Raw genomic sequence first — 19,413 nt, forward strand, 5'->3', positions numbered from 1 at the left:
CTGGGTGCGGTGCAGAACCGCTTCACCTCGGTGGTCGCCAACCTGCAGACCAGCTCGGAGAACCTGGCCGCCTCGCGCAGCCGCATCCGCGATACCGACTTCGCCAAGGAAACCGCCGAACTGACCCGCACCCAGATCCTGCAGCAGGCCGGTACGGCCATGCTGGCCCAGGCCAACCAGGTGCCGCAGAACGTGATGTCGCTGCTCCGCTAAGCGCGGCATGCCGCTCCGTCCTCGCCAAGTTCCCTGTCGTCACGGACGGATTCGTCTCCCTCCGTTTGGCAGTACCCCAGCCCCTGCCGGCAACGGCGGGGGTATTTTTTGCCTCGCCGCCGGATCACGGCCGCGGGCGCTGGCACAAACCCTGCATGCCCTCTTGCGCCTGCATTTCTTACCAGCACGCCGGACCCACGGCGGCGGTGGGAGACGGAGAAATGCGGCTAAAGAACGGCTCACCCGAGCCGTTATTGGTACTGCATGGGCGGGTCCCCTTCCTGATGGGATGGCGGCCCGCCCGGCCTCCCTTTTTTGCGGAAAGGGCCAGACAGGAGACAAGGCGATGGCAGATTATTCATTGGGTTACGGCGGCGTCGGTTCCGGGATGAACATCACCGGCATGGTCGAGCAGCTGGTCGCGGCCGATCGCAAGCCCGCCGACAACCGCCTGAACCGCATCGAGAGCCAGGCCAAGTTCAAACTGTCGGCCATTGGCACGGTCAGCTCTGCCTTCAGCACGCTGGATACGGCACTCAAGGCGCTGAAGGCGCCTACCGCCTTCGACGTGCGCACGGTCAAGTCCGGCACCGACACCGTCGCCGGCGCCAGCGTCTCCAATGGCACCCCCAACGGCATCTACAACGTGGAGGTGGTCGATCTGGCCACCGCCAACAAATGGATCACCAACACACCGGTGGCCACCACCCAGGCCTTCGGTGCCGGTCAATTGACGCTGACCGTCGGTGGCGAATCGCTCGCCATCGACATCGCCGAGGGCGCGACGCTGCAGGATGTGCGCAGTGCCATCAACGACGTCGCGCGCAGCAAGGGCGTGCAGGCCAGCGTGCTGACCTCCAACGACGGCCAGTACCTGTCGCTGTCGTCGGACAAGACGGGTGCCGCCAACGGCATCACCCTCGCCTTCGCCTCCGGCGGCAGCGACCTGCAATCGCTCGCCAGCAGCCTGCAGGAGCGCGTGCCGGCCGCCGACGCCAAGGTCGTCATCGACGGGCTGACGGTCACCGCCACTACCAACAAGATCACCGAAGCCGTGCCTGGCCTGACCCTGGACCTGAAGACCAAGGGCACCAGCACGGTCACCGTGTCCACCGACACCGGCGCCGCCAGCAAGCTGATCCAGGACTTCGTGACGGCGTACAACGCCGCCATCACCTCGATCAATGCCAGCACCAAGTACAACGCCGAGAATAACGAGCCTTCCGCCCTCACCGGCGACGCGCAGATGCGCAGCGCGTCAGGCCAGTTGCGCAACCTGATGGGCGACCTGCTCGGGGGGCTGGCCGCACAGGGTCTGGACGCCAAGACACTCGGCCTGCAGACAAAGGGCTATCCGACCTCGGACGGCACGCTGGTGTTCGACAGCAGCAAGTTCACGACGGCGTTGAACGCGGATCCGGAGAAGATCCGCACCGCGCTCACCGGCGACACGGCGTTTGCCGGCAGGCTGCAGAAGGCCGTCAGCAGCTATGTCGGCAGCGAGGGCGCGTTCACCCTGCGCACCAACGGACTGAACGCGCAGATCAAGGATGTGGCCACCCAGCGCACGGCGCTCGATGCCCGCATGGATGCCGTCGGCAACCGCTACAAGGCGCAGTTCGTCGCGATGGATGCCTTGGTCGGCCAGATGAGCACCACCAGCAGTTACCTGTCCCAGCAACTGGCCGCACTCGCCAACCAGTCCGGATAACACGGTGGGTCCGTGGCGCACTCCGCACCGGCCCCCAGGAGAAAATGGAATGTCACTTCAGTCCTATGCCGCGCAGTACCGCAACACCGGCCTCAGCAGCGCCGTGATGGAAGCGGATCCGCACCGCCTGGTCGCCCTGCTGCTGTCCGGCGCCTGCGAGCGCCTGCGCCTGGCGGAAGCCTGCGTGGTGCGCGGCGACCTGGCACGCAAGGGCAAGGCGATCGGCGAAGTCAGCGCCATCATCGGCCACCTCAACGGCTCGCTCGACCACGAGGCCGGCGGCGAGATCGCCAGCAGCCTGTCGGCGCTGTACGACTACATGCAGACGCGGCTGATCGAGGCCAACCTGCACAACGACCCCGCCGCCCTGCGCGAATCGCTGGAGCTGCTCGGCGAGATCGAATCGGCGTGGAATGCCATTCCCAGCGAGCAACGCCAGGTTCCGGCGATGGCCGTGGCGCAATGAGCACGGCGCCGGCCCTCGACGACCTGTTCGCCCAGCTGGACGGCATGCGCGATGCGCTGCATGCCGGTGAGTTGGAAGACGTGGAGCGCCTGCTGAATCGCCACGACCATGACGTGCGTGCCTTCCTGCACGCGGAGGGCGGCAAGGCCGCCGGCTACGATGCACTGGCGCTGCTGCTGCGCGTCCAGCTTGAGCTCCAGCGGACCATGCAGGACGCACGGGAACAGGCCCGCGTCCGCATGCATGCCACCCAGCGCGCGGACCGCGCTGCACGCGCCTACCTGTCCGTCGTCGAGGGGTAACCCATGAGCACGATCGTCCTGGTGGAGCATCCGGCCGAGCACGCCCTGTTCGATGGTGCGCTCACCTGCGACGTGGTGCTGCCGGCGCGTTTCGACCCCGGACAGCGCGCGGTGATGCAGGCGCCCTCGGAAGCCCTGTTGAAAGGCCTGGCCATCGCCGAAGACGTACGCGGCGACGATCCGGAGGAGCGCAAGGAAGCCACCCCGTCGCAGCAGCGCATCGAAGCGAAGCTCGACCTGGTGCTGTCGCTGTTGGGTCGTCTGGCCCGTCGGCACGAAGATGCCCTGCCCGTCACCGCATTGCGCTGGTCGCATCGCGGGCTGCGGCTTGATGCGGTGTCGGCGACGGCGATTGCAGCGGGTACGTCCGGCATCGTGACGCTCCAGCCCGCGACTTGGCTGAGCGACCAGATCGAGTTGCCCGCGACCGTCCTGGACCATGTGCAGGGCTCGCAGGGCCTGCACCATCTGTGGTTGCAGTTCGAAGGCCTGAATGCCGGTCTTGCAGAAGCGATGGATCGCCACCTGTTCCGCCTGCATCGACGCCAGGTCGCTGAAGCGCGTCAGATGCAACACACCACCCGCACGTAAACGTGTTTCGCGCAGAGACCCCCGCATCCACCACATGTCTCGAGCGGACATCACACGTGCATCTTGCGTATTTCGTGGTTTTCAGCGGGCGAACCCGCCATCAACTGTGATCCATGTCGGGGTTTCACATCACCGTCGCGTTTGTGAATTGGCGATATCGCCGCGCGCGGCTATCGTGAGTCGACTCGTTACCGCTACAAGAATCGGTTTATCCCGTGCGTGTACTCATCGTCGACGACCACACCCTGGTCCGCGCCGGCATCGGACGCCTGCTGCAGGCGCTGCCCGATGTCGATGTCGTGGCCGAAGCCTGCAATGCGCAGCAGGCACTGGACATGGCCGCGATCCATCGTCCCGACCTGATCCTGCTCGATCTGTCGCTGCCCGACCGCAGCGGCCTGGATCTGTTGCCGCTGCTGCGCGATTCGCTGCCGCAGACGCGCGTGGTGATGATGTCGATGCACAACGACCCCACCCAGGTGCGCGTGGCACTCGATCGCGGCTGCGCGGGCTTCGTGGTGAAGGAAGCCGCGCCGATGGAACTGGAGCTGGCCCTGCGCGCCGCCGCCAGTGGCCAGGTGTTCCTGAGCCCGCAGGTCTCCTCGAAAATGCTGGCGCCGCTGCTCAATCCGCAGCGTCCCACCGGCATCGCCGCATTGTCGCCGCGCCAGCGCGAAATCCTGCGCCAACTGGGCAGTGGCATGAGCAGCAAGGAAATCGCCGCGCAGCTCGGCATCAGCGTCAAGACGGTGGAAACGCATCGTGCACGCATGATGGAGTCGCTGGGCTGCCGCCGCGCCAACGATCTGCTGCTGCTCGCCGCACGCCACCAGAACGAACTGGCCTGAGCCTTGCAGTAGCACCGGGGCGACGCCCTGTCCGTGACGGATTTCCGTGATTGCAGCGCCCCGCCGGGCACCCATTCCCGCCATTGCACCGACGTCGTAGGGGAAACCCTGACGGCGCGTGGGGCGTGCCCGCAGCAGGACCAGAAACGCCCTGATTTTTTTTCCGTCACCCGCCCCGCAAAGTGTCAACACGATGTGAAGCCGACCTCGGCACGCCATCGAATCGGGGATCACGGGAATGAAGACGGGACTTTCCACCCAGCTCGGGCAGCAACTCCACCTGACGCCGCAGTTGCTGCAGTCGATCCGGCTGCTGCAACTGGATGGCCTGCAGCTGGAAATGGAAGTGCGCCGCGCGCTGGACCTGAATCCGCTGCTGGAAGTCGAGGAAGCCCACGACGCCGATCAGAGCGCCGAGATCGACGTACTGCCGGCGCAGGACGTCGCCACGCTGGAAACCGCCGCGTTCGATGAACTTCCGGAGTCGAGCCTGTGGGATGTCCCCGGTGCCGGCTGGCAGGACGGCGACGACGACCGCATGCAGCGCGTCGAAGCGGGCGAGTCCAGCGATCCGCACGTGCGCGTGCTGGACCGCCTGGCCCTGGAACTGGACGACCGCGCGCTCGACGTGGTCGCCTTCTGGCTGGAACACACCAACGACGCCGGCTACCTGGAACAGGCGCCCGACACCCTGGCGCTGCTGGCCTCGGCCCGCTTCGACCTGACCACCGACGCCGCGCTCGCCCTGCGCGAGCGCCTGCTGCGCGGCGAATTCCCGGGCCTGGCGGCCGCCGACGTGCGCGAATGCCTGCTGGTGCAGCTGGATTGCCTGCAGGGCCGCGTGCCGGGCCGCCATGTCGCCCGCCGCATCATCGCCGACGGCATGGCGCTGCTGGCCGCCCACGAATACGACGCCCTCGCCCGCCTGCTGGACCTCGAGGCCGACCAGGTGATGGAAGGCGTCCGCCTGGTGCTGTCGCTGGATGCCCGCCCGGGGGCCTCGCTGGCCCCGGCCGCGACCGGCTACATCGTCCCCGACGTGGTCGCCTGGCACGCCGACTGCGCCTGGCGCGTGGCGCTGAACCCGGCCACCACCCCGCGTATCCGCGTCAATGCCATGCAGGAGCGTGCCCTCGACCAGGCCGGGCCGTCCGAAGGCGCCGGCAAGCTGCGCGAACTGCTGCAGGAAGCGCGCTGGCTGACCCGCGGCCTGTCCATCCGCTACGACACCCTGCTGCGCACCGCGCGCGCCATCGTCGAACGCCAGGCCGGTTTCCTCGCCCACGGCGACGAAGCGATGGCCCCGCTGACGCTGAAGGAAGTCGCCGACGCCATCGGCATGCACGAGTCCACCATCTCGCGCATCACCACCGGCAAGTACATGCAGACCCCGCGCGGCACCTTCGAACTGAAGCATTTCTTCGCCGTACGGCTGGAAGGCGCCAATGTGTCCGGCCCGGCCGTGCGCGCCATGGTGCGCCGCCTGATCGACTCCGAACCGGCCGGCAAGCCGCTGGCCGACGAGGCCATCGCCGGCCTGCTGGCCCGCCAGGGCATCCATATCGCCCGCCGGACCGTGGCGAAGTACCGGGAACAGCTCGATATCGCTCCCGCCCGTGAACGCCGACGCGCTACCGTATCCGTCTTGGCCAAAGCCGGATAACGGAGCACGACCGCAATGAGCAAGATCACCGTACTGCTGGTGGACGACCACGAAGGTTTCATCAATGCCGCCCTGCGCCACCTGCGCAAGGTGGACTGGCTGGACATCGTGGGCCGTGCCAGCAATGGCCTGGAAGCCATCGAGCGTTCCGAGACCCTGCGTCCGGACGTGGTGCTGATGGACCTGGCCATGCCGGAGATGGGCGGCCTGCAGGCCACCCGCCTGATCAAGACCCAGGACGCACCGCCCTTCATCGTGATCGCCAGCCACTTCGACGACGCCGAACACCGCGAACACGCGATGCGCGCCGGCGCCGACGACTTCGTCAGCAAGCTTTCCTACATCCAGGAAGTCTTGCCCATCCTCGAAAAATTCAAAGACCGCCGCCATGAGTGAATCCCGCATCCTCGTCATCGACGCCGACGCCCCGCGTGCCGAACGCCTGGCCGGACTGCTCGAATTCATGGACCTGACACCCCGCTGGTGCGCCAGCGCCGGTGACGTGGATGTCCGCCGCCAGCGCCCGCACGACTGGCTGGCGGTGGTGGTCGGCTCGCTCGACGACCAGAAGGCCGCCGATGCGTTCTTCGCCTGGCTGGGCAAGGCCCAGCTGCCGCCGCCGGTGCTGTTGCTGGAAGGCGACACCGCGACGTTCGCCACCAGGCATGGCCTGCACGAAGCCGGCGTGTGGGCGCTGGAAAGCCCGATCCGCCACGCGCAGCTGGAAGCGTGCCTGCGCCGCGCCAGCCTGAAGCGGCTCGACACCGAACACCAGGCGCAGCAAGTCACCACCAGTGGCCCGACCGGCAACAGCCCGGCCGTCGTCCGCCTGCGCCGCATGATCGAACAGGTCGCCAGCTTCGACACCACCGTGCTGGTGCTGGGCGAATCCGGTACCGGCAAGGAAGTCGTCTCGCGCGCCATCCACGACCAGTCGCCGCGCCGCGACGGCCCGTTCGTCGCCATCAACTGCGGCGCGATCCCGCCGGACCTGCTGGAGAGCGAACTGTTCGGCCACGAGAAGGGCGCCTTCACCGGCGCACTGACGGCGCGCAAGGGCCGTTTCGAAATGGCCGAGGGCGGCACCCTGCTGCTGGACGAGATCGGCGACATGAGCCTGCCGATGCAGGTCAAGCTGCTGCGCGTGCTGCAGGAGCGCAGCTTCGAGCGCGTCGGCGGCAACCAGACCATCCGCTGCAACGTGCGCGTGATCGCCGCCACCCACCGCAACCTGGAAGCGCGCATCGCCGATGGCCACTTCCGCGAAGACCTGTTCTACCGCCTCAATGTGTTCCCGATCGAAATGCCGGCGCTGCGCGAGCGCGCCGACGACCTGCCCGACCTGGTGATGACCATCGCGGCGCAGCTGTCCCGCACCGGCCGCGGCGAAGTGCGTTTCGCCAGCGACACCCTGCAGGCACTGCGTTCGTACGCCTGGCCGGGCAACGTGCGCGAACTGACCAACCTGGTCGAGCGCCTCGCCGTGCTGCATCCGGGCGGCCTGGTCCGCGTGGCCGACCTGCCGAAGCGCTACCAGCCGGAAGGCGTGGAAGCGACGGTGGTCGACGCGCCGGCACCGGTCGCCAGCACGCCGGCCGTCGCGTCACCACTGCCGAGCGCCATCGTGGCGGCCGCGGTGACGCCAGCCGATCGCCTGCCGGAAGCCGGCATCGACCTGCGTGAGCACATCGCCCAGATCGAGCTGAACCTGATCCGCGATGCGCTGGACCGCGCCGGCGGCGTGGTCGCCCATGCCGCGCAACTGCTGGGCCTGCGCCGCACCACACTGGTGGAAAAGCTGCGCAAGTACGGCATCGAGCGCGAGGAAGTCGCGCTGGCGACGGAAAACTGACTGGCCACGGGCGCGGTTTCCGGCACGGGTCTTGCAACTGATCACGCAAGACACTCCGACGACCGAAGCACCCGCCCATGTCCGACGTCACTTCCATCCTCTCGCAGATCCGCAGCTACCAGCACCAGGTCGGTACCCGCGCGCTCGAGCCGATGCCGAACGCGGGTGCCTTCACCCCGAACCGGGTAGGACTGGAGCAGCCGGGCGTCAAGGCGCCGAGCTTCGGCGACACGCTGCAGAACGCGCTGGAAGGCGTGAACAACGCCCAGAAGACCTCCGGTGCACTGGCACGGGCCTTCGAACTGGGGGATCCGCGCGCGGACCTGGCGCGGGTGATGGTGGCCGGACAGCAGTCGCAGGTCGCCTTCCGCGCCACCGTGGAAGTGCGCAACCGCCTGGTGCAGGCCTACCAGGACGTCATGAACATGCCGCTGTAAGCGGCACCGTTACTTCCCTCCACTTTCCCAGAACCGACCCGTCGCCATGGCCCTCACGCTGTCCAAGGAAGCCCTGAAGGAATCGCTGACCGCCGACAAGGCCGGCGCGGCGCTGACCAAGATGCAGGACGCGCGCGTGTTCAAGCAGATGGGCACGCTGCTGCTGATCGCCGGCGCCGTTGCGGTCGGCATGATGGTGTTCTTCTGGTCGCAGAAGCCGGCCTACACCCCGCTCTACACCGGCCTGGACGCGAAGGCGACCGCCGAAGCCACCGACATGCTGCGCGCCGCGCAGATCCCGTTCCAGCTGGACCAGGCCTCGGGCGCGATCTCCGTGCCGGAAGAAAACCTGCACGATGCCCGCCTGAAACTGGCCGGCGCCGGCCTGGCGGAAAGCGGCCGCCTCGGCTTCGAGATGATGGAGCGCGACCCCGGCTTCGGCGTCAGCCAGTTCGTCGAGAACGCGCGCTACCAGCACGCGCTGGAAACCGAACTGGTCCGCACCATCACCACGCTGCGCCCGGTCCGCGATGCGCGCGTGCACCTGGCCATTCCCAAGCCCAGCGCCTTCACCCGCCAGCGCGAAGTCGCCAGCGCCTCGGTCGTGCTCGACCTGCGCTCCGGCGCGATGCTGGAACGCAACCAGGTGGATGCCATCGTGCACCTGGTGTCGTCGTCGATCCCCGACCTGGCCCCCGAACGCGTCACCGTGGTCGACCAGAGCGGCCGCATGCTGACCATCAGCGACCCGAACAGCGAGGCCGCGCTCAACGCCGCGCAGTTCGAGCGCGTGCGCAAGCTGGAAACCTCGTTCAACGACCGCATCCGCGAACTGCTGGAACCACTGACCGGTCCCGGCCGCGTCAACGCCGAAGTCGCCGTCGACATGGACTTCTCCGTCACCGAGGAAGCGCGCGAAACCTTCGCCAACGACCCGGCCAAGATCCGCAGCGAGCAGGTCAGTGCGAACACCACCAGCGCCGGCACCGGTCCCGAGGGCGTGCCCGGCGCCACCAGCAACACGCCGCCCGGCCCGAACGCCGCCGCGGCCGCGCCGAACCCCGCCGCGCCGGTGGAAACCTCCAGCAGCGCGACGCGCAACTTCGAGATGGACCGCACGCTGCAGCACACGCGCCAGCCGGCCGGCCGCGTGCGCCGCGTCACCGCCGCCGTGCTGGTCGACCATGTGCCGCGTACCGGCGAGAACGGCAAGGTCGTCATGACGGCGCTCGATGCCGCCACCCTGACCCGCATCGAAGCCCTGGTGAAGGAAGCCGTCGGCTTCGATACCGCGCGTGGCGATTCGGTGTCGGTGATGAACGCCCCGTTCGTGCGCGAAACCGAGGCGCCGGTGGACGTGCCGTTCTGGGAAAGCCCGTGGCTGCACAACCCGATGGTGCGCGACATCGCGCGCTACGGCCTGGGCGCCCTGGTGGTCATCGCGCTGCTGTTCGGCGTGCTGCGCCCCGCGATGCGCCAGATCATCCACCCCGGCGCCAGGCACAAGCAGCAGGACGATGACGGCATCGACGTCAACGTCATCGACGATGGCGACGACGACAGGGGCGTGGTCGCCACGCTGTCGCACGACCATGCGCCGCCGCTGCGCGCCCTGCCCTCCGATGCCTACGAAGACCGCCTGCGCCAGGCGCGCGACGCGGTGAAGACCGACTCCAAGCAGGTCGCGCAGGTGGTCAAGGACTGGGTGTCCAGCGATGAATAACGCACCGGAAACCGTCCTGACCGGCGTCCAGCGCGCCGCCGTGCTGCTGCTCTCGCTGGGCGAGGAAGACGCCGCCGAGGTACTCAAGCACATGAATGCCAAGGAGGTGCAGAAGCTCGGCATCGCCATGGCCACCATCTCCGGCATCAGCCGCGAGCAGGTGATGCAGGTCATGTCCAACTTCGGCGAAGCGCTGGACAAGCAGACGTCGCTGGGCATGGGCGCCGACGACTACGTGCGCAAGGTGCTGGTGCAGGCGCTGGGCGAAGACAAGGCCGGCAGCCTGATCGACCGCATCCTGCTGGGCCGCAACACCACCGGCCTGGACACGCTGAAGTGGATGGACCCGCGCGCGATCGCCGACCTGGTGCGCAACGAACACCCGCAGATCATCGCCATCGTGCTGGCGCATCTCGACAGCGACCAGGCCGCCGACACGCTCAAGTTGCTGGCCGAGCGCACCCGCACCGACGTGCTGCTGCGCATCGCCACACTGGACGGCATTCCGCCGAACGCGCTGAACGAGCTCAACGAGATCATGGAGCGCCAGTTCGCCGGCAACCAGAACATGAAGGCCTCGAGCATCGGCGGCATCAAGGTCGCGGCGAACATCCTCAACTTCATGGATTCCGGCCAGGACCAGATGATCCTGGGCAGCATCACCCAGGTCGATGCCGACCTGGGCGCGCGCATCCAGGACCTGATGTTCGTGTTCGACAACCTGGCCGACCTGGGCGACCGCGAACTGCAGGCGCTGCTGCGCGAAGTCCCCAACGACCGCCTGGGCCTGGCGCTGCGCGGTGCCGACGCCAAGGTGCGCGAAAAGATCACCCGCAACATGTCGCAACGCGCCGCGCAGATCCTGCTGGAAGACATGGAAGCCCGCGGCCCCGTGCGCCTGTCCGATGTCGAAGGCGCGCAGAAGGAAATCCTCGCGATCGTGCGACGCCTCGCTGACCAGGGCGTCATCGCGCTCACCGCCAGCGCCGAGGAGATGGTATGAGCACCCCCGCCCCCTTGCGCTGGATGCCCGCGCCGCTCGACGTGATGGTCGGCGACAAGGCGTTCGAGCAGGACGCGCCGCCGCTCGTTCCACCGACGATCGAGGACATCCAGGCCATCCAGGACGCCGCCTACCGCGAAGGGCTGGAACGCGGTCTCGCCGAAGGCCATCACGAAGGCTTCTCGCAAGGCCAGGCCGACGTGCGTCGGCTCGCCGCCCAGATGGAAGGCATCCTCGACAACTTCTCGCGCCCGCTGGACCGGCTGGAGAACGAGGTCGTCGCCGCCCTGTCGGAGCTCGCCGTGCGCATCGCCGGCGCACTGGTCGGGCGCGCGTACCAGAGCGATCCCATCCTGCTGCAGGAACTGGCCACCTCCGCGCTGGATGCCGTCGGCGGTTCGCAACGCGAGGTCGAACTGCGCCTGCATCCCGACGATATCGCCGCCCTGACCCCGGTGCTGGCGATGACCGCGCACACCCGGCTTACCGCCGACACCTCGCTGAGCCGCGGCGACCTGCGCGTGCATGCCGAGAGCGTGCGCATCGACGGCACGCTGGAAGCACGCCTGCGCGGCGCGCTGGACACCGTCCTCAACCGCGGAGCGCGCGCATGAGCGCACAGCCACTGGAATGGCTGACCGCACGCGACCTGCGCCTGTCCGCGCGGCTGTCGCAGATCAATCCCGAACTCGGCGGCCGCGGCCTGATCCGCGAAGGCATCCTGCGACGCGCCGTCGGGCTCACCCTGGAAGCCATCGGCTGCGAAGCGCCGATGGGCGCGACCTGCAAGGTCGAGGTGGTCGATGGTGGCTGGGTCGATGCCGAAGTGGTCGGCTTCTCCGGCGAACGTACCTACCTGATGCCCAGCGCGGAACTGCATGGCCTGCTGCCGAATGCCCGCGTGGTGCCCTCTCGCCGCCGTGGCGGCGTGGAGGTCGGCGAAGGCCTGCTGGGGCGCGTGATCGACAGCGACGGCGTGCCGCTCGACGGCCGCGGGCCGATCCGCGCCGAAGGTACCGTCAGCCTCGCCGGCATGGCGATCAACCCGTTGTCGCGCGAACCCATCACCCAGCCGCTCGATGTCGGCGTGCGCGCGATCAATGCCCTGCTGCCGATCGGCCGCGGCCAGCGCGTCGGCCTGTTCGCCGGCTCCGGCGTCGGCAAGTCCACGCTGCTCGGCATGATGACCAAGTACACCGCCGCCGACGTGATCGTCGTCGGCCTGATCGGCGAACGTGGCCGCGAAGTGCGCGATTTCGTCGAGACCACGCTGGGCCCGGCCGGCCTGGCGCGCGCCGTCGTCGTCGCCAGCCCCGCCGACCGTCCGCCGCTGGCGCGCCTGCAGGGCGCCTACCGCGCGACCGCCATCGCCGAATGGTTCCGCGACCAGGGCTTGAACGTCCTGCTGCTGATGGATTCGCTGACCCGCTTCGCCCAGGCACAGCGCGAGATCGGCCTGTCGGTCGGCGAGCCACCGACCACGCGCGGCTATCCGCCGTCGGTGTTCGCGCGCCTGCCCGCGCTGGTCGAACGCGCCGGCAACGGCGCGAAGGGACGCGGCTCGATCACCGCGTTCTACACCGTGCTCACCGAAGGCGACGATCCGCAGGATCCGATCGCCGATGCCGCGCGGGCCATCCTGGATGGCCACATCCTGCTGTCGCGCCGCGTCGCCGACAGCGGCCTGTACCCGGCGATCGACGTGGAATCGTCGGTTAGCCGCGTGGTCACCGAGATCGCCGACGAAACCTGGCGCGACCGCATCCGCAAACTCAAGCGCCTGCTGTCCGCCTACACCAGCAACCGCGACCTGATCGCGATCGGCGCCTACCAGCGCGGCAACGATCCGACCGTGGACGAGGCGCTGGAACGCTGGCCGGAAATCGTCGAGTTCCTGGGCCAGGACGTGGCGCATGCCGCCGACCTGCCCAGCAGCCGCGCCGCCCTGGAAGCCCTGATCCAACGCAACGCCGCCGTCGGCATCCCGCTGCCGACCGGCCTGCAGTAACGCCAAGGACCCCCCGTCATGATGCAGTCCCGCCGAATCGATCCGCTGCTGCGCCGCGCCCAGGAGCACGAGGATTCCGTTGCCCGCGACCTGGCCGAGCGGCAGAACACGCTGGTGCAGCACGAGTCGCGACTGGAGGAACTGCGGCAGTACGCCGAGGACTACGCCAACAGCCAGATGGCCGCGACCAGTCCGGCGCAACTGGCCAACCGGCGCGCGTTCCTCGATCGCATCGACCAGGCGCTCAAGCAGCAGTTGCAGAACGTCGACCGCAGCCGCGCCAGCGTGGACATCGAACGCGACCGCCTGCTGCTGGCCAGCCGCGACAAGCAGGTGCTGGAACAACTGGCCGCCAGCTACCGCGTGCAGGAAAAACTGATCGTCGACCGCCGCGACCAGCGCGAAATGGACGACGTCGGCGCACGTCGCGCCCGCCTGGCCGCCACCGCCCGCGAGAACGAGGACGCCTGATGTCACCAGCGACGTCCGCGCTGAACTTCGCCATCAAGGCACCGCCCGCGTCGACCGCACCGGGCGGCGGTGCGTACGCAAGCGCGGATGCCGCGCAGAAGCCCGCATTCGACGACATGGTCCGTCGCCCCGCGAAGCGCGAGGACGCATCGCGCACGCACGCACGCACGGGCGAAGCGAAAGAGCCCGTGCGGGAACGCCCGGACAAGGCGGCCGCCGGCAAGCAGGATGAGGCTGCGCGGGCGTCCGCCGAGGACGACACACCCGAAGAGGCGCCGTTGGCTTCCGCCATGCCGCCGGTCCTGACGGAACTGGCTCCGCTCCAGGCGACGCTGCCCGCGGATGCCACGGCGATCGTACCGACCGATCCACTCGGCAACCCCTTGCTCGCTGGCGCCCAATCCGCAGCCACGCCCATTCCCCCCGATGCCTTGCTGGCTGGCGGTCGCGCCGCGATCCCGGTCCTGCCGCCCGGCGCGCTCGCGATGAGCGTGGCGGTCGATACAGCCGGCAGCGGCGACCAGGCCGCCAGCGCAGACACGGCGCCCTTGTCGCTGCCGGCTGCGGCCACCACGACCGATACCAAGGCCCCGCTGCAGAACCTGCTGTCCTTCGCCGCGCACCTGGCGACCGGGCAAGTGGCCGCCGCAGTGCCGGACGCGATCAATCTGGGGCGTGACCTCATCGAGGCATTCCGCAGCGAGGACGGCGACGCCACCCTGCCGACCGGCAACCTGCTGGCCGGCGTCGGCGCCTCGAACCAGGCGCTGGGCCTGCCGCGCACCGAAACCGTCAACGCGATGGACGCACCGAGTGCCGATCTGCGTGGTGGCCATTTCGATGATGACATCGGCGAAGCCGTGCGCTGGATAGCCGACCAGAAGATCGGCTACGCCAACATCAAGGTCACCCCCAACGACCTCGGCACCGTCGAGATCCGCCTGCGCCTGGACGGTGATCGCGTGCACGCCGACTTCTCCAGCGCCCAGGCCGAGGTGCGCCAGGCACTGGAAAGCAGCCTGCCGCGCCTGCGCGACATGCTGGGCCAGCATGGCTTCCAGCTCGCCCATGCCGATGTCGGCCAGCAACAGCCACCCCCGTCGCAGGGCGGCGGGACGCAAAGCGGCGGCGAAGGCAACGGCGAGACCGGCGAACCCTTCGCCGACGCGCCACGCACCGTCCGCATGACCGCACGCGGACTGGTCGACGCGTACGCCTGACCGGCCGAACCTGCACGTGTGGGAGCGACGTAAGTCGCGAAAGCCCACTGTCGGCGTTGGAACGCCCTCCACGGCCAGGCATCCCGGCTTCGATATCGCGACTTACGTCGCTCCCACGTCGGCATGTCCCGGGTACTCCCCGTCAAAACCCCGACGGGACTCTGGCACCACGACGGCATGCCGCTTGCATCACCTGGGCTGACCCCTCAGGAGATCCATCGCCGTGGCAGCCGCCGACAAGAACGCAAGCAAGTCCAAGACCGACAAGGGCGACAAGCCCAAGGGCGGCAAGTCGATGCTGACCATCGGGCTGGTCGCCGTGATTGCGGCCGGCGCTGCCGGCGGCGGCGCCTGGTATTTCACCAGCCATGGCGGCAAGGAAGACAAGGCCGACGCGCCCAAAGCCAAGAAGCCCGGCGAAGTGCCCGCGCCGGCACAGTACTTCGCACTGGAGCCGCCCTTCGTCGTCAACCTCGTCGGTGAAACCGGTGGCGCCCGCTACCTGCAGGTGGAAGTGCAGCTGATGACGCGCGAGCCCGAATCGCTGGCGGCCATCCAGTTGCACGCGCCCGCGATCCGGGCACGCCTGCTGATGCTGTTCGCCCAGCAGGATGCCGCCGGCCTGATGACCCGCGAAGGCAAGGAACGCCTGCAGAGCGCCGCCTTGGGCGAGGTGAAGTCGCTGCTCACCGCCGAGACCGGCAAGCCCGCCGCCGAATCGCTCCTGTTCACCAGCTTCGTGATGCAGTGACGGAACCCCGCCGCCATGATGACCAGTGACCTGCTGTCGCAAGACGAGATCGACGCCCTGCTCAACGGTGTCGACACCGGCGCGATCGAAACCGAGGAACCGCCACACGATCCCACCGTGGCGCGGACCTACGATTTCGCCAGCCAGGACCGCATCGTGCGCGGCCGGCTGCCGACGCTGGAAATGATCAACGAGCGCTTCGTGCGCACGTGGCGGATCGGCCTGTTCAACATGCTGCGGCGCTCCGCCGACCTGTCCGTGCGCGGCATCGAGACGGTGAAGTTCAGCGACTACCTGCATTCGCTGTACGTGCCCACCAACCTCAATCTGGTCAAGTTCAAGCCGCTGCGCGGCGTGGGCCTGATCGTGTTCGAACCCAAGCTGGTGTTCACCATGGTGGACAACTTCTTCGGCGGTGATGGCCGCTACCCGGCCAAGATCGAGGGGCGCGAGTTCACCGCCACCGAGATGCGCGTGATCCAGTTGCTGCTGAAGCAGACCTTCTCCGACCTGGTCGACGCCTGGGCGCCGGTGATGCCGGTGGAATTCGAATACATCACCAGCGAAGTCAATCCGCACTTCGCCAACATCGTCAGCCCGCGCGAGTACGTGGTCGTCAGCCGCTTCCACGTGGAGCTGGACGGCGGCGGCGGCGATCTGCACGTGACCCTGCCCTACTCGATGCTGGAACCCATCCGGGAACTGCTCGACGCCGGCATCCAGTCCGACCGCGTGCACGACGACGACAGCTTCCGCGTGACCATGCACGAGCAGCTGCGCACGGCGGAAGTGACCGTCTCCAGCGTGCTGGCGGAGAAGCGCATCAACCTGCGCGAACTGACCCGCCTGAAGGTCGGCGACATCCTGCCGATCGACGTGCCGAAATCGGTGCCGGTGTGTGTCGAACAGGTGCCGGTATTCACCGGCGAGTTCGGCATTTCCAACGGCCAGAACGCGGTGAAGATCACCGCCCATCATCCTCCCGGCGGACGCCACCAGCCCTCCGCCATCGCCCGCCAGACCCTTGCACCCGTCGCCTTCCAGGACGCCACGCCATGATTCCCGAAAACGAAGAAGCCATCGCCACCGCCTTCGGCCATACCGAGCTCGCCAGCGGCGACGCCCATGCCAGCCACGACGTGGACATGAGCCTGGATGTCATCCTCGACGTGCCGGTGACGCTGTCGCTGGAAGTCGGCCGCACGCGCATGCCGATCCGCAACCTGTTGCAGCTCAACCAGGGCTCGGTGGTGGAACTGGAGCGTGGCGCCGGCGAACCGCTGGACGTGTTCGTCAACGGCACGCTGATCGCGCATGGCGAAGTGGTGGTGGTGAACGACCGCTTCGGCGTACGGCTGACCGACGTGGTCAGCCCCAGCGAACGCATCCGCCGCCTGCGCTGAGCCGGACGCCATGCACGCCTTCGCCCTGCTCGCCACCGCCGCGGCGCCCGCCCAGAAGATCGGCCAGCATGCGCCGTCCACGCCCGGCATCGGCGGTGCGCTGGTCGGCCTGATCCTGGTGCTCGGCCTGATCCTGGGCCTGGCCTGGTTGCTGAAGCGCATGCCCGGTGCCGGCCTCGGCATCCGTCCGAGCGAACAGCTGCGCGTGGTGTCGATGCTGTCGGTCGGTGCCAAGGAGCGCGTACTGGTGATCGAAGTGGGCAAGGAACAGCTGCTGATCGGCGTAACCGCCGGCGGCATCACCGCCCTGCACACCCTGCCCGAACCCCTGGTCGTCGCGCCCGCGCCGACGATGCCCAATTTCGCCGAACTGCTGGCCAAGCGCCTGCGCAAAGAGCCCTGAGATGCGTCGCTTCATCCTTTCCCTGATCTGCCTGCTGTGGCTGGCCGCACCAACGGTGGCGTTCGCGCAGGCCGCGACCACAGCTGCCGCCGCACCGGCGGCCGCACCTGCACCGTCTGCGCCTGCCTTGCCCACGCTGCCCAAGGTCAACGTGGGCCAGGTCGGCGACAACACCGTCAGCCTGCCGTTGCAGACCTTGCTGCTGATGACGGCGATCACGCTGATCCCGTCGGCGCTGCTGGCGATGACCGCGTTCACCCGCATCATCATCGTGCTGGGCCTGTTGCGGCAGGCGCTCGGCACGGGCCAGACGCCGTCGAACCAGGTGCTGGTGGGCCTGGCGCTGTTCCTCACCATGCTGGTGATGATGCCGGTCGGCGAAAAGGCCTGGGCCGAAGGCATGGCGCCCTACCTCAACGGCCAGATCGACTTCTCCACCGCGTGGACGCTGACCACCGGTCCGCTGCGCGATTTCATGCTGGCGCAGGTCCGCGAGACCGACCTGATGACCTTCGCCGGCCTCGCCGGGCATGGCAGCTACGCAAGCCCGGATGCCGTGCCGTTCCCGATCGTGGTCGCCTCGTTCATCACCAGCGAACTGAAGACCGCGTTCGAGATCGGCTTCCTGATCTTCATCCCGTTCGTGATCATCGACCTGGTGGTCGCCAGCGTGCTGATGTCGATGGGCATGATGATGCTGTCGCCGATGCTGGTGTCCGCGCCGTTCAAGATCCTGCTGTTCGTGCTGGTGGACGGCTGGGTGCTGATCGTCGGCTCGCTGGCCGCCAGCTTCAACGGCGTCTGAGGAGACCGGCATGAGTCCTGAAACCGCCCTCACCGAACTGCGCGGTGGCCTCGAGGTAGCGCTGTGGGTCGGAGGTCCGCTGCTGCTGGTGGTACTGATCGTCGGTGTCGTCATCGGTGTCATCCAGGCCGCCACGCAGCTCAATGAGCCGACCATCGCCTTCGTGGCGAAGGCCATCGCATTGACGGCTGCGCTGTTCGCCACCGGCAGCTATCTGCTCGGCGTACTCGTGGAATACACCACCATGCTGTTCCAGCGCTTGCCCCACTTGATCGGCTGACGCCGCAGGCGCACCGCGATGGATACCGCTACCCAGATGGTGATCGACGGCCAGCAGGCCTTCGGCATGATCAATGCCATCCTGTGGACGATGCTGCGCACCGGCGCGCTGCTGATGGCGGCACCGTTGATCGGCACGCGCGCCGTGTCGGTGCGGGTACGCGTCATCATCGCCGGCGCGCTGGCGATGGCGCTGGCCCCGCTGCTCCCGGGAACGCCCGACCGCATCGCCTTCGATGCCAGCACCGTACTCAACGTGGCGCGCGAACTGGCGGTCGGCGCCAGCATGGGCTTCATGCTGCGGCTGGCGTTCGAGGCAGGCGCGATGGCGGGCGAACTCATCTCGCAGGGCACCGGCCTGGCGTTCGCGCAGATGTCCGATCCGCTGCGCGGCGTAAACTCCGGCGTCGTCGGCCAATGGTTCTACCTCGCCTTCGGCCTGTTGTTCTTCACCGCCAATGGCCACCTTGCACTGGTCTCACTGCTGGTCGACAGCTACCGCTCGTTGCCGATCGGCACGGCATTGCCGGATGTGCAGCAGATGCTCGAAGTCGCGCCCATGCTGTTCACCCACATCCTGCGTGCAGCGATCGGTTTGGCGCTGCCGGTGATGGTGGCGATGCTGGCCGTGAACCTCGCCTTCGGCGTGCTGGGCCGCGCCGCGCCGGCACTGAATCCCATCCAGCTCGGCCTGCCTACCGCATTGCTGCTGGGGCTGTTCCTGCTGGCCCTGCTGGCGGGCGAACTCGGGCCGCCGGTGCAGCGGGTCTTCGATGTCTCGTTTGATGCGGCGCGACAAATCACCGCCTGACGAAACACTGATTACGCCAACGAAACGGTGTCGAAACGCACAGTTGACGGGCATCGCGCACAGGTTTCACATCCTATTTGCGTCGTGTGTTCCACTAAATGCATGAATTTGTGCAGAATGGGAACCAGGGAGCAACAACATACGCGAGCGCACGGACTGGATCGGATCCAGCCCGATGCAGGAATGCTTCCTCTGCGAACCGGAGATTGCCTGTGAGCCACAGTCCTACCCACAAGCGACGCACCAGTCATGAAACGCGGGAGGCAGTGCTCGCTGCTGCGCACAGGCTGTTCTTCACCAAGGGGTTCGACCAGACCACGCTGATGGACCTGGGCGAGGAAACCGGACTCAGCGCCCGCGGCGTGATCCTGCACTTCGAAACCAAGGCCGACATCATCGGGTAATCCCCCCGCTTTTAGCGGACACCAGAAGTGGAGCTATGCGGCCATTGCC

The 19,413-nt window shown here is 67.9% G+C and carries 23 protein-coding genes and 1 pseudogene; all 24 read left to right on the forward strand.

The window, feature by feature from the left end; all coding sequences use genetic code 11:
• Positions 1-213, forward strand: a 213-nt coding sequence (locus AX730_RS09650) for a flagellin (protein WP_269746992.1), incomplete at its 5' end; no start/stop codon positions are given.
• Positions 214-559: 346 nt separating this feature from the next.
• Positions 560-1,924, forward strand: coding sequence for a flagellar filament capping protein FliD (gene fliD, locus AX730_RS09655; protein WP_062355429.1), 1,365 nt, complete (start codon positions 560-562; stop codon positions 1,922-1,924).
• Between the two features lie 49 nt (positions 1,925-1,973).
• Positions 1,974-2,390: a flagellar export chaperone FliS gene (gene fliS / locus AX730_RS09660; protein WP_062355432.1), complete on the forward strand. Its 417-nt coding sequence runs from the start codon at positions 1,974-1,976 to the stop codon at positions 2,388-2,390.
• Positions 2,387-2,692 carry a hypothetical protein gene (locus AX730_RS09665; RefSeq protein ID WP_062355435.1) on the forward strand — a complete coding sequence of 102 codons (306 nt, stop codon included), beginning with the start codon at positions 2,387-2,389 and terminating at the stop codon, positions 2,690-2,692. Before fliS ends, AX730_RS09665 begins: the two co-directional genes overlap by 4 nt.
• Before the next feature lie 3 nt (positions 2,693-2,695).
• Positions 2,696-3,283, forward strand: coding sequence for a PilZ domain-containing protein (locus tag AX730_RS09670; RefSeq protein WP_062355438.1), 588 nt, complete (start codon positions 2,696-2,698; stop codon positions 3,281-3,283).
• 215 nt (positions 3,284-3,498) lie between these two features.
• Positions 3,499-4,131, forward strand: a complete 633-nt coding sequence (locus tag AX730_RS09675) for a response regulator (protein ID WP_062355440.1) — start codon at positions 3,499-3,501, stop codon at positions 4,129-4,131.
• A gap of 238 nt (positions 4,132-4,369) precedes the next feature.
• Positions 4,370-5,794, forward strand: coding sequence for an RNA polymerase factor sigma-54 (gene rpoN / locus AX730_RS09680; protein ID WP_062355443.1), 1,425 nt, complete (start codon positions 4,370-4,372; stop codon positions 5,792-5,794).
• Positions 5,795-5,809: 15 nt separating this feature from the next.
• Positions 5,810-6,190 carry a response regulator gene (locus tag AX730_RS09685; RefSeq protein ID WP_062355446.1) on the forward strand — a complete coding sequence of 127 codons (381 nt, stop codon included), beginning with the start codon at positions 5,810-5,812 and terminating at the stop codon, positions 6,188-6,190.
• The gene (locus AX730_RS09690) at positions 6,183-7,646 is read left to right on the forward strand and encodes a sigma-54 dependent transcriptional regulator (RefSeq protein ID WP_062355448.1); all 1,464 of its coding nucleotides are present in this window, start codon (positions 6,183-6,185) and stop codon (positions 7,644-7,646) included. Before AX730_RS09685 ends, AX730_RS09690 begins: the two co-directional genes overlap by 8 nt.
• Before the next feature lie 77 nt (positions 7,647-7,723).
• Complete coding sequence (gene fliE, locus AX730_RS09695) at positions 7,724-8,083, forward strand: flagellar hook-basal body complex protein FliE (protein ID WP_062355451.1); 360 nt, start codon at positions 7,724-7,726, stop codon at positions 8,081-8,083.
• A gap of 46 nt (positions 8,084-8,129) precedes the next feature.
• On the forward strand, positions 8,130-9,806 hold the full coding sequence (gene fliF, locus AX730_RS09700) for a flagellar basal-body MS-ring/collar protein FliF (protein WP_062355452.1): 1,677 nt from the start codon (positions 8,130-8,132) through the stop codon (positions 9,804-9,806).
• A gap of 16 nt (positions 9,807-9,822) precedes the next feature.
• Complete coding sequence (gene fliG, locus AX730_RS09705; protein WP_062355479.1) at positions 9,823-10,809, forward strand: flagellar motor switch protein FliG; 987 nt, start codon at positions 9,823-9,825, stop codon at positions 10,807-10,809.
• Positions 10,806-11,423, forward strand: a complete 618-nt coding sequence (locus AX730_RS09710) for a FliH/SctL family protein (RefSeq protein WP_083537832.1) — start codon at positions 10,806-10,808, stop codon at positions 11,421-11,423. The genes fliG and AX730_RS09710 overlap by 4 nt, the downstream gene beginning before the upstream one ends.
• Positions 11,420-12,817 carry a flagellar protein export ATPase FliI gene (fliI, locus tag AX730_RS09715; protein WP_062355454.1) on the forward strand — a complete coding sequence of 466 codons (1,398 nt, stop codon included), beginning with the start codon at positions 11,420-11,422 and terminating at the stop codon, positions 12,815-12,817. Before AX730_RS09710 ends, fliI begins: the two co-directional genes overlap by 4 nt.
• Positions 12,818-12,835: 18 nt before the next feature.
• On the forward strand, positions 12,836-13,288 hold the full coding sequence (gene fliJ / locus AX730_RS09720) for a flagellar export protein FliJ (protein WP_062355456.1): 453 nt from the start codon (positions 12,836-12,838) through the stop codon (positions 13,286-13,288).
• An 830-nt stretch (positions 13,289-14,118) separates the two neighbouring features.
• Positions 14,119-14,508: pseudogene (locus AX730_RS19565) on the forward strand (flagellar hook-length control protein FliK); the annotation flags it as partial.
• Between the two features lie 223 nt (positions 14,509-14,731).
• Positions 14,732-15,259: a flagellar basal body-associated FliL family protein gene (locus AX730_RS09730; protein WP_062355461.1), complete on the forward strand. Its 528-nt coding sequence runs from the start codon at positions 14,732-14,734 to the stop codon at positions 15,257-15,259.
• Positions 15,260-15,274: 15 nt separating this feature from the next.
• The gene (gene fliM / locus AX730_RS09735; RefSeq protein WP_062355464.1) at positions 15,275-16,318 is read left to right on the forward strand and encodes a flagellar motor switch protein FliM; all 1,044 of its coding nucleotides are present in this window, start codon (positions 15,275-15,277) and stop codon (positions 16,316-16,318) included.
• The gene (gene fliN, locus AX730_RS09740; RefSeq protein ID WP_407071485.1) at positions 16,315-16,662 is read left to right on the forward strand and encodes a flagellar motor switch protein FliN; all 348 of its coding nucleotides are present in this window, start codon (positions 16,315-16,317) and stop codon (positions 16,660-16,662) included. The genes fliM and fliN overlap by 4 nt, the downstream gene beginning before the upstream one ends.
• Before the next feature lie 10 nt (positions 16,663-16,672).
• Positions 16,673-17,065, forward strand: a complete 393-nt coding sequence (fliO, locus tag AX730_RS09745; protein ID WP_062355466.1) for a flagellar biosynthetic protein FliO — start codon at positions 16,673-16,675, stop codon at positions 17,063-17,065.
• A 1-nt stretch (position 17,066) separates the two neighbouring features.
• The gene (fliP, locus tag AX730_RS09750) at positions 17,067-17,870 is read left to right on the forward strand and encodes a flagellar type III secretion system pore protein FliP (protein WP_062355468.1); all 804 of its coding nucleotides are present in this window, start codon (positions 17,067-17,069) and stop codon (positions 17,868-17,870) included.
• A 10-nt stretch (positions 17,871-17,880) separates the two neighbouring features.
• Positions 17,881-18,150: a flagellar biosynthetic protein FliQ gene (locus AX730_RS09755; RefSeq protein ID WP_062355472.1), complete on the forward strand. Its 270-nt coding sequence runs from the start codon at positions 17,881-17,883 to the stop codon at positions 18,148-18,150.
• An 18-nt stretch (positions 18,151-18,168) separates the two neighbouring features.
• Positions 18,169-18,960 (forward strand): flagellar biosynthetic protein FliR, encoded by a 792-nt coding sequence (fliR, locus tag AX730_RS09760; protein WP_062355474.1) that lies wholly within the window; start codon positions 18,169-18,171, stop codon positions 18,958-18,960.
• A gap of 212 nt (positions 18,961-19,172) precedes the next feature.
• Positions 19,173-19,364, forward strand: a complete 192-nt coding sequence (locus tag AX730_RS19155) for a TetR/AcrR family transcriptional regulator (RefSeq protein WP_198147128.1) — start codon at positions 19,173-19,175, stop codon at positions 19,362-19,364.
• Positions 19,365-19,413 lie beyond the last annotated feature (49 nt).

Origin of the sequence: Pseudoxanthomonas mexicana (assembly GCF_001556105.1) — a bacterium.
In the GTDB taxonomy this organism is placed as follows: domain Bacteria; phylum Pseudomonadota; class Gammaproteobacteria; order Xanthomonadales; family Xanthomonadaceae; genus Pseudoxanthomonas_A; species Pseudoxanthomonas_A mexicana_A.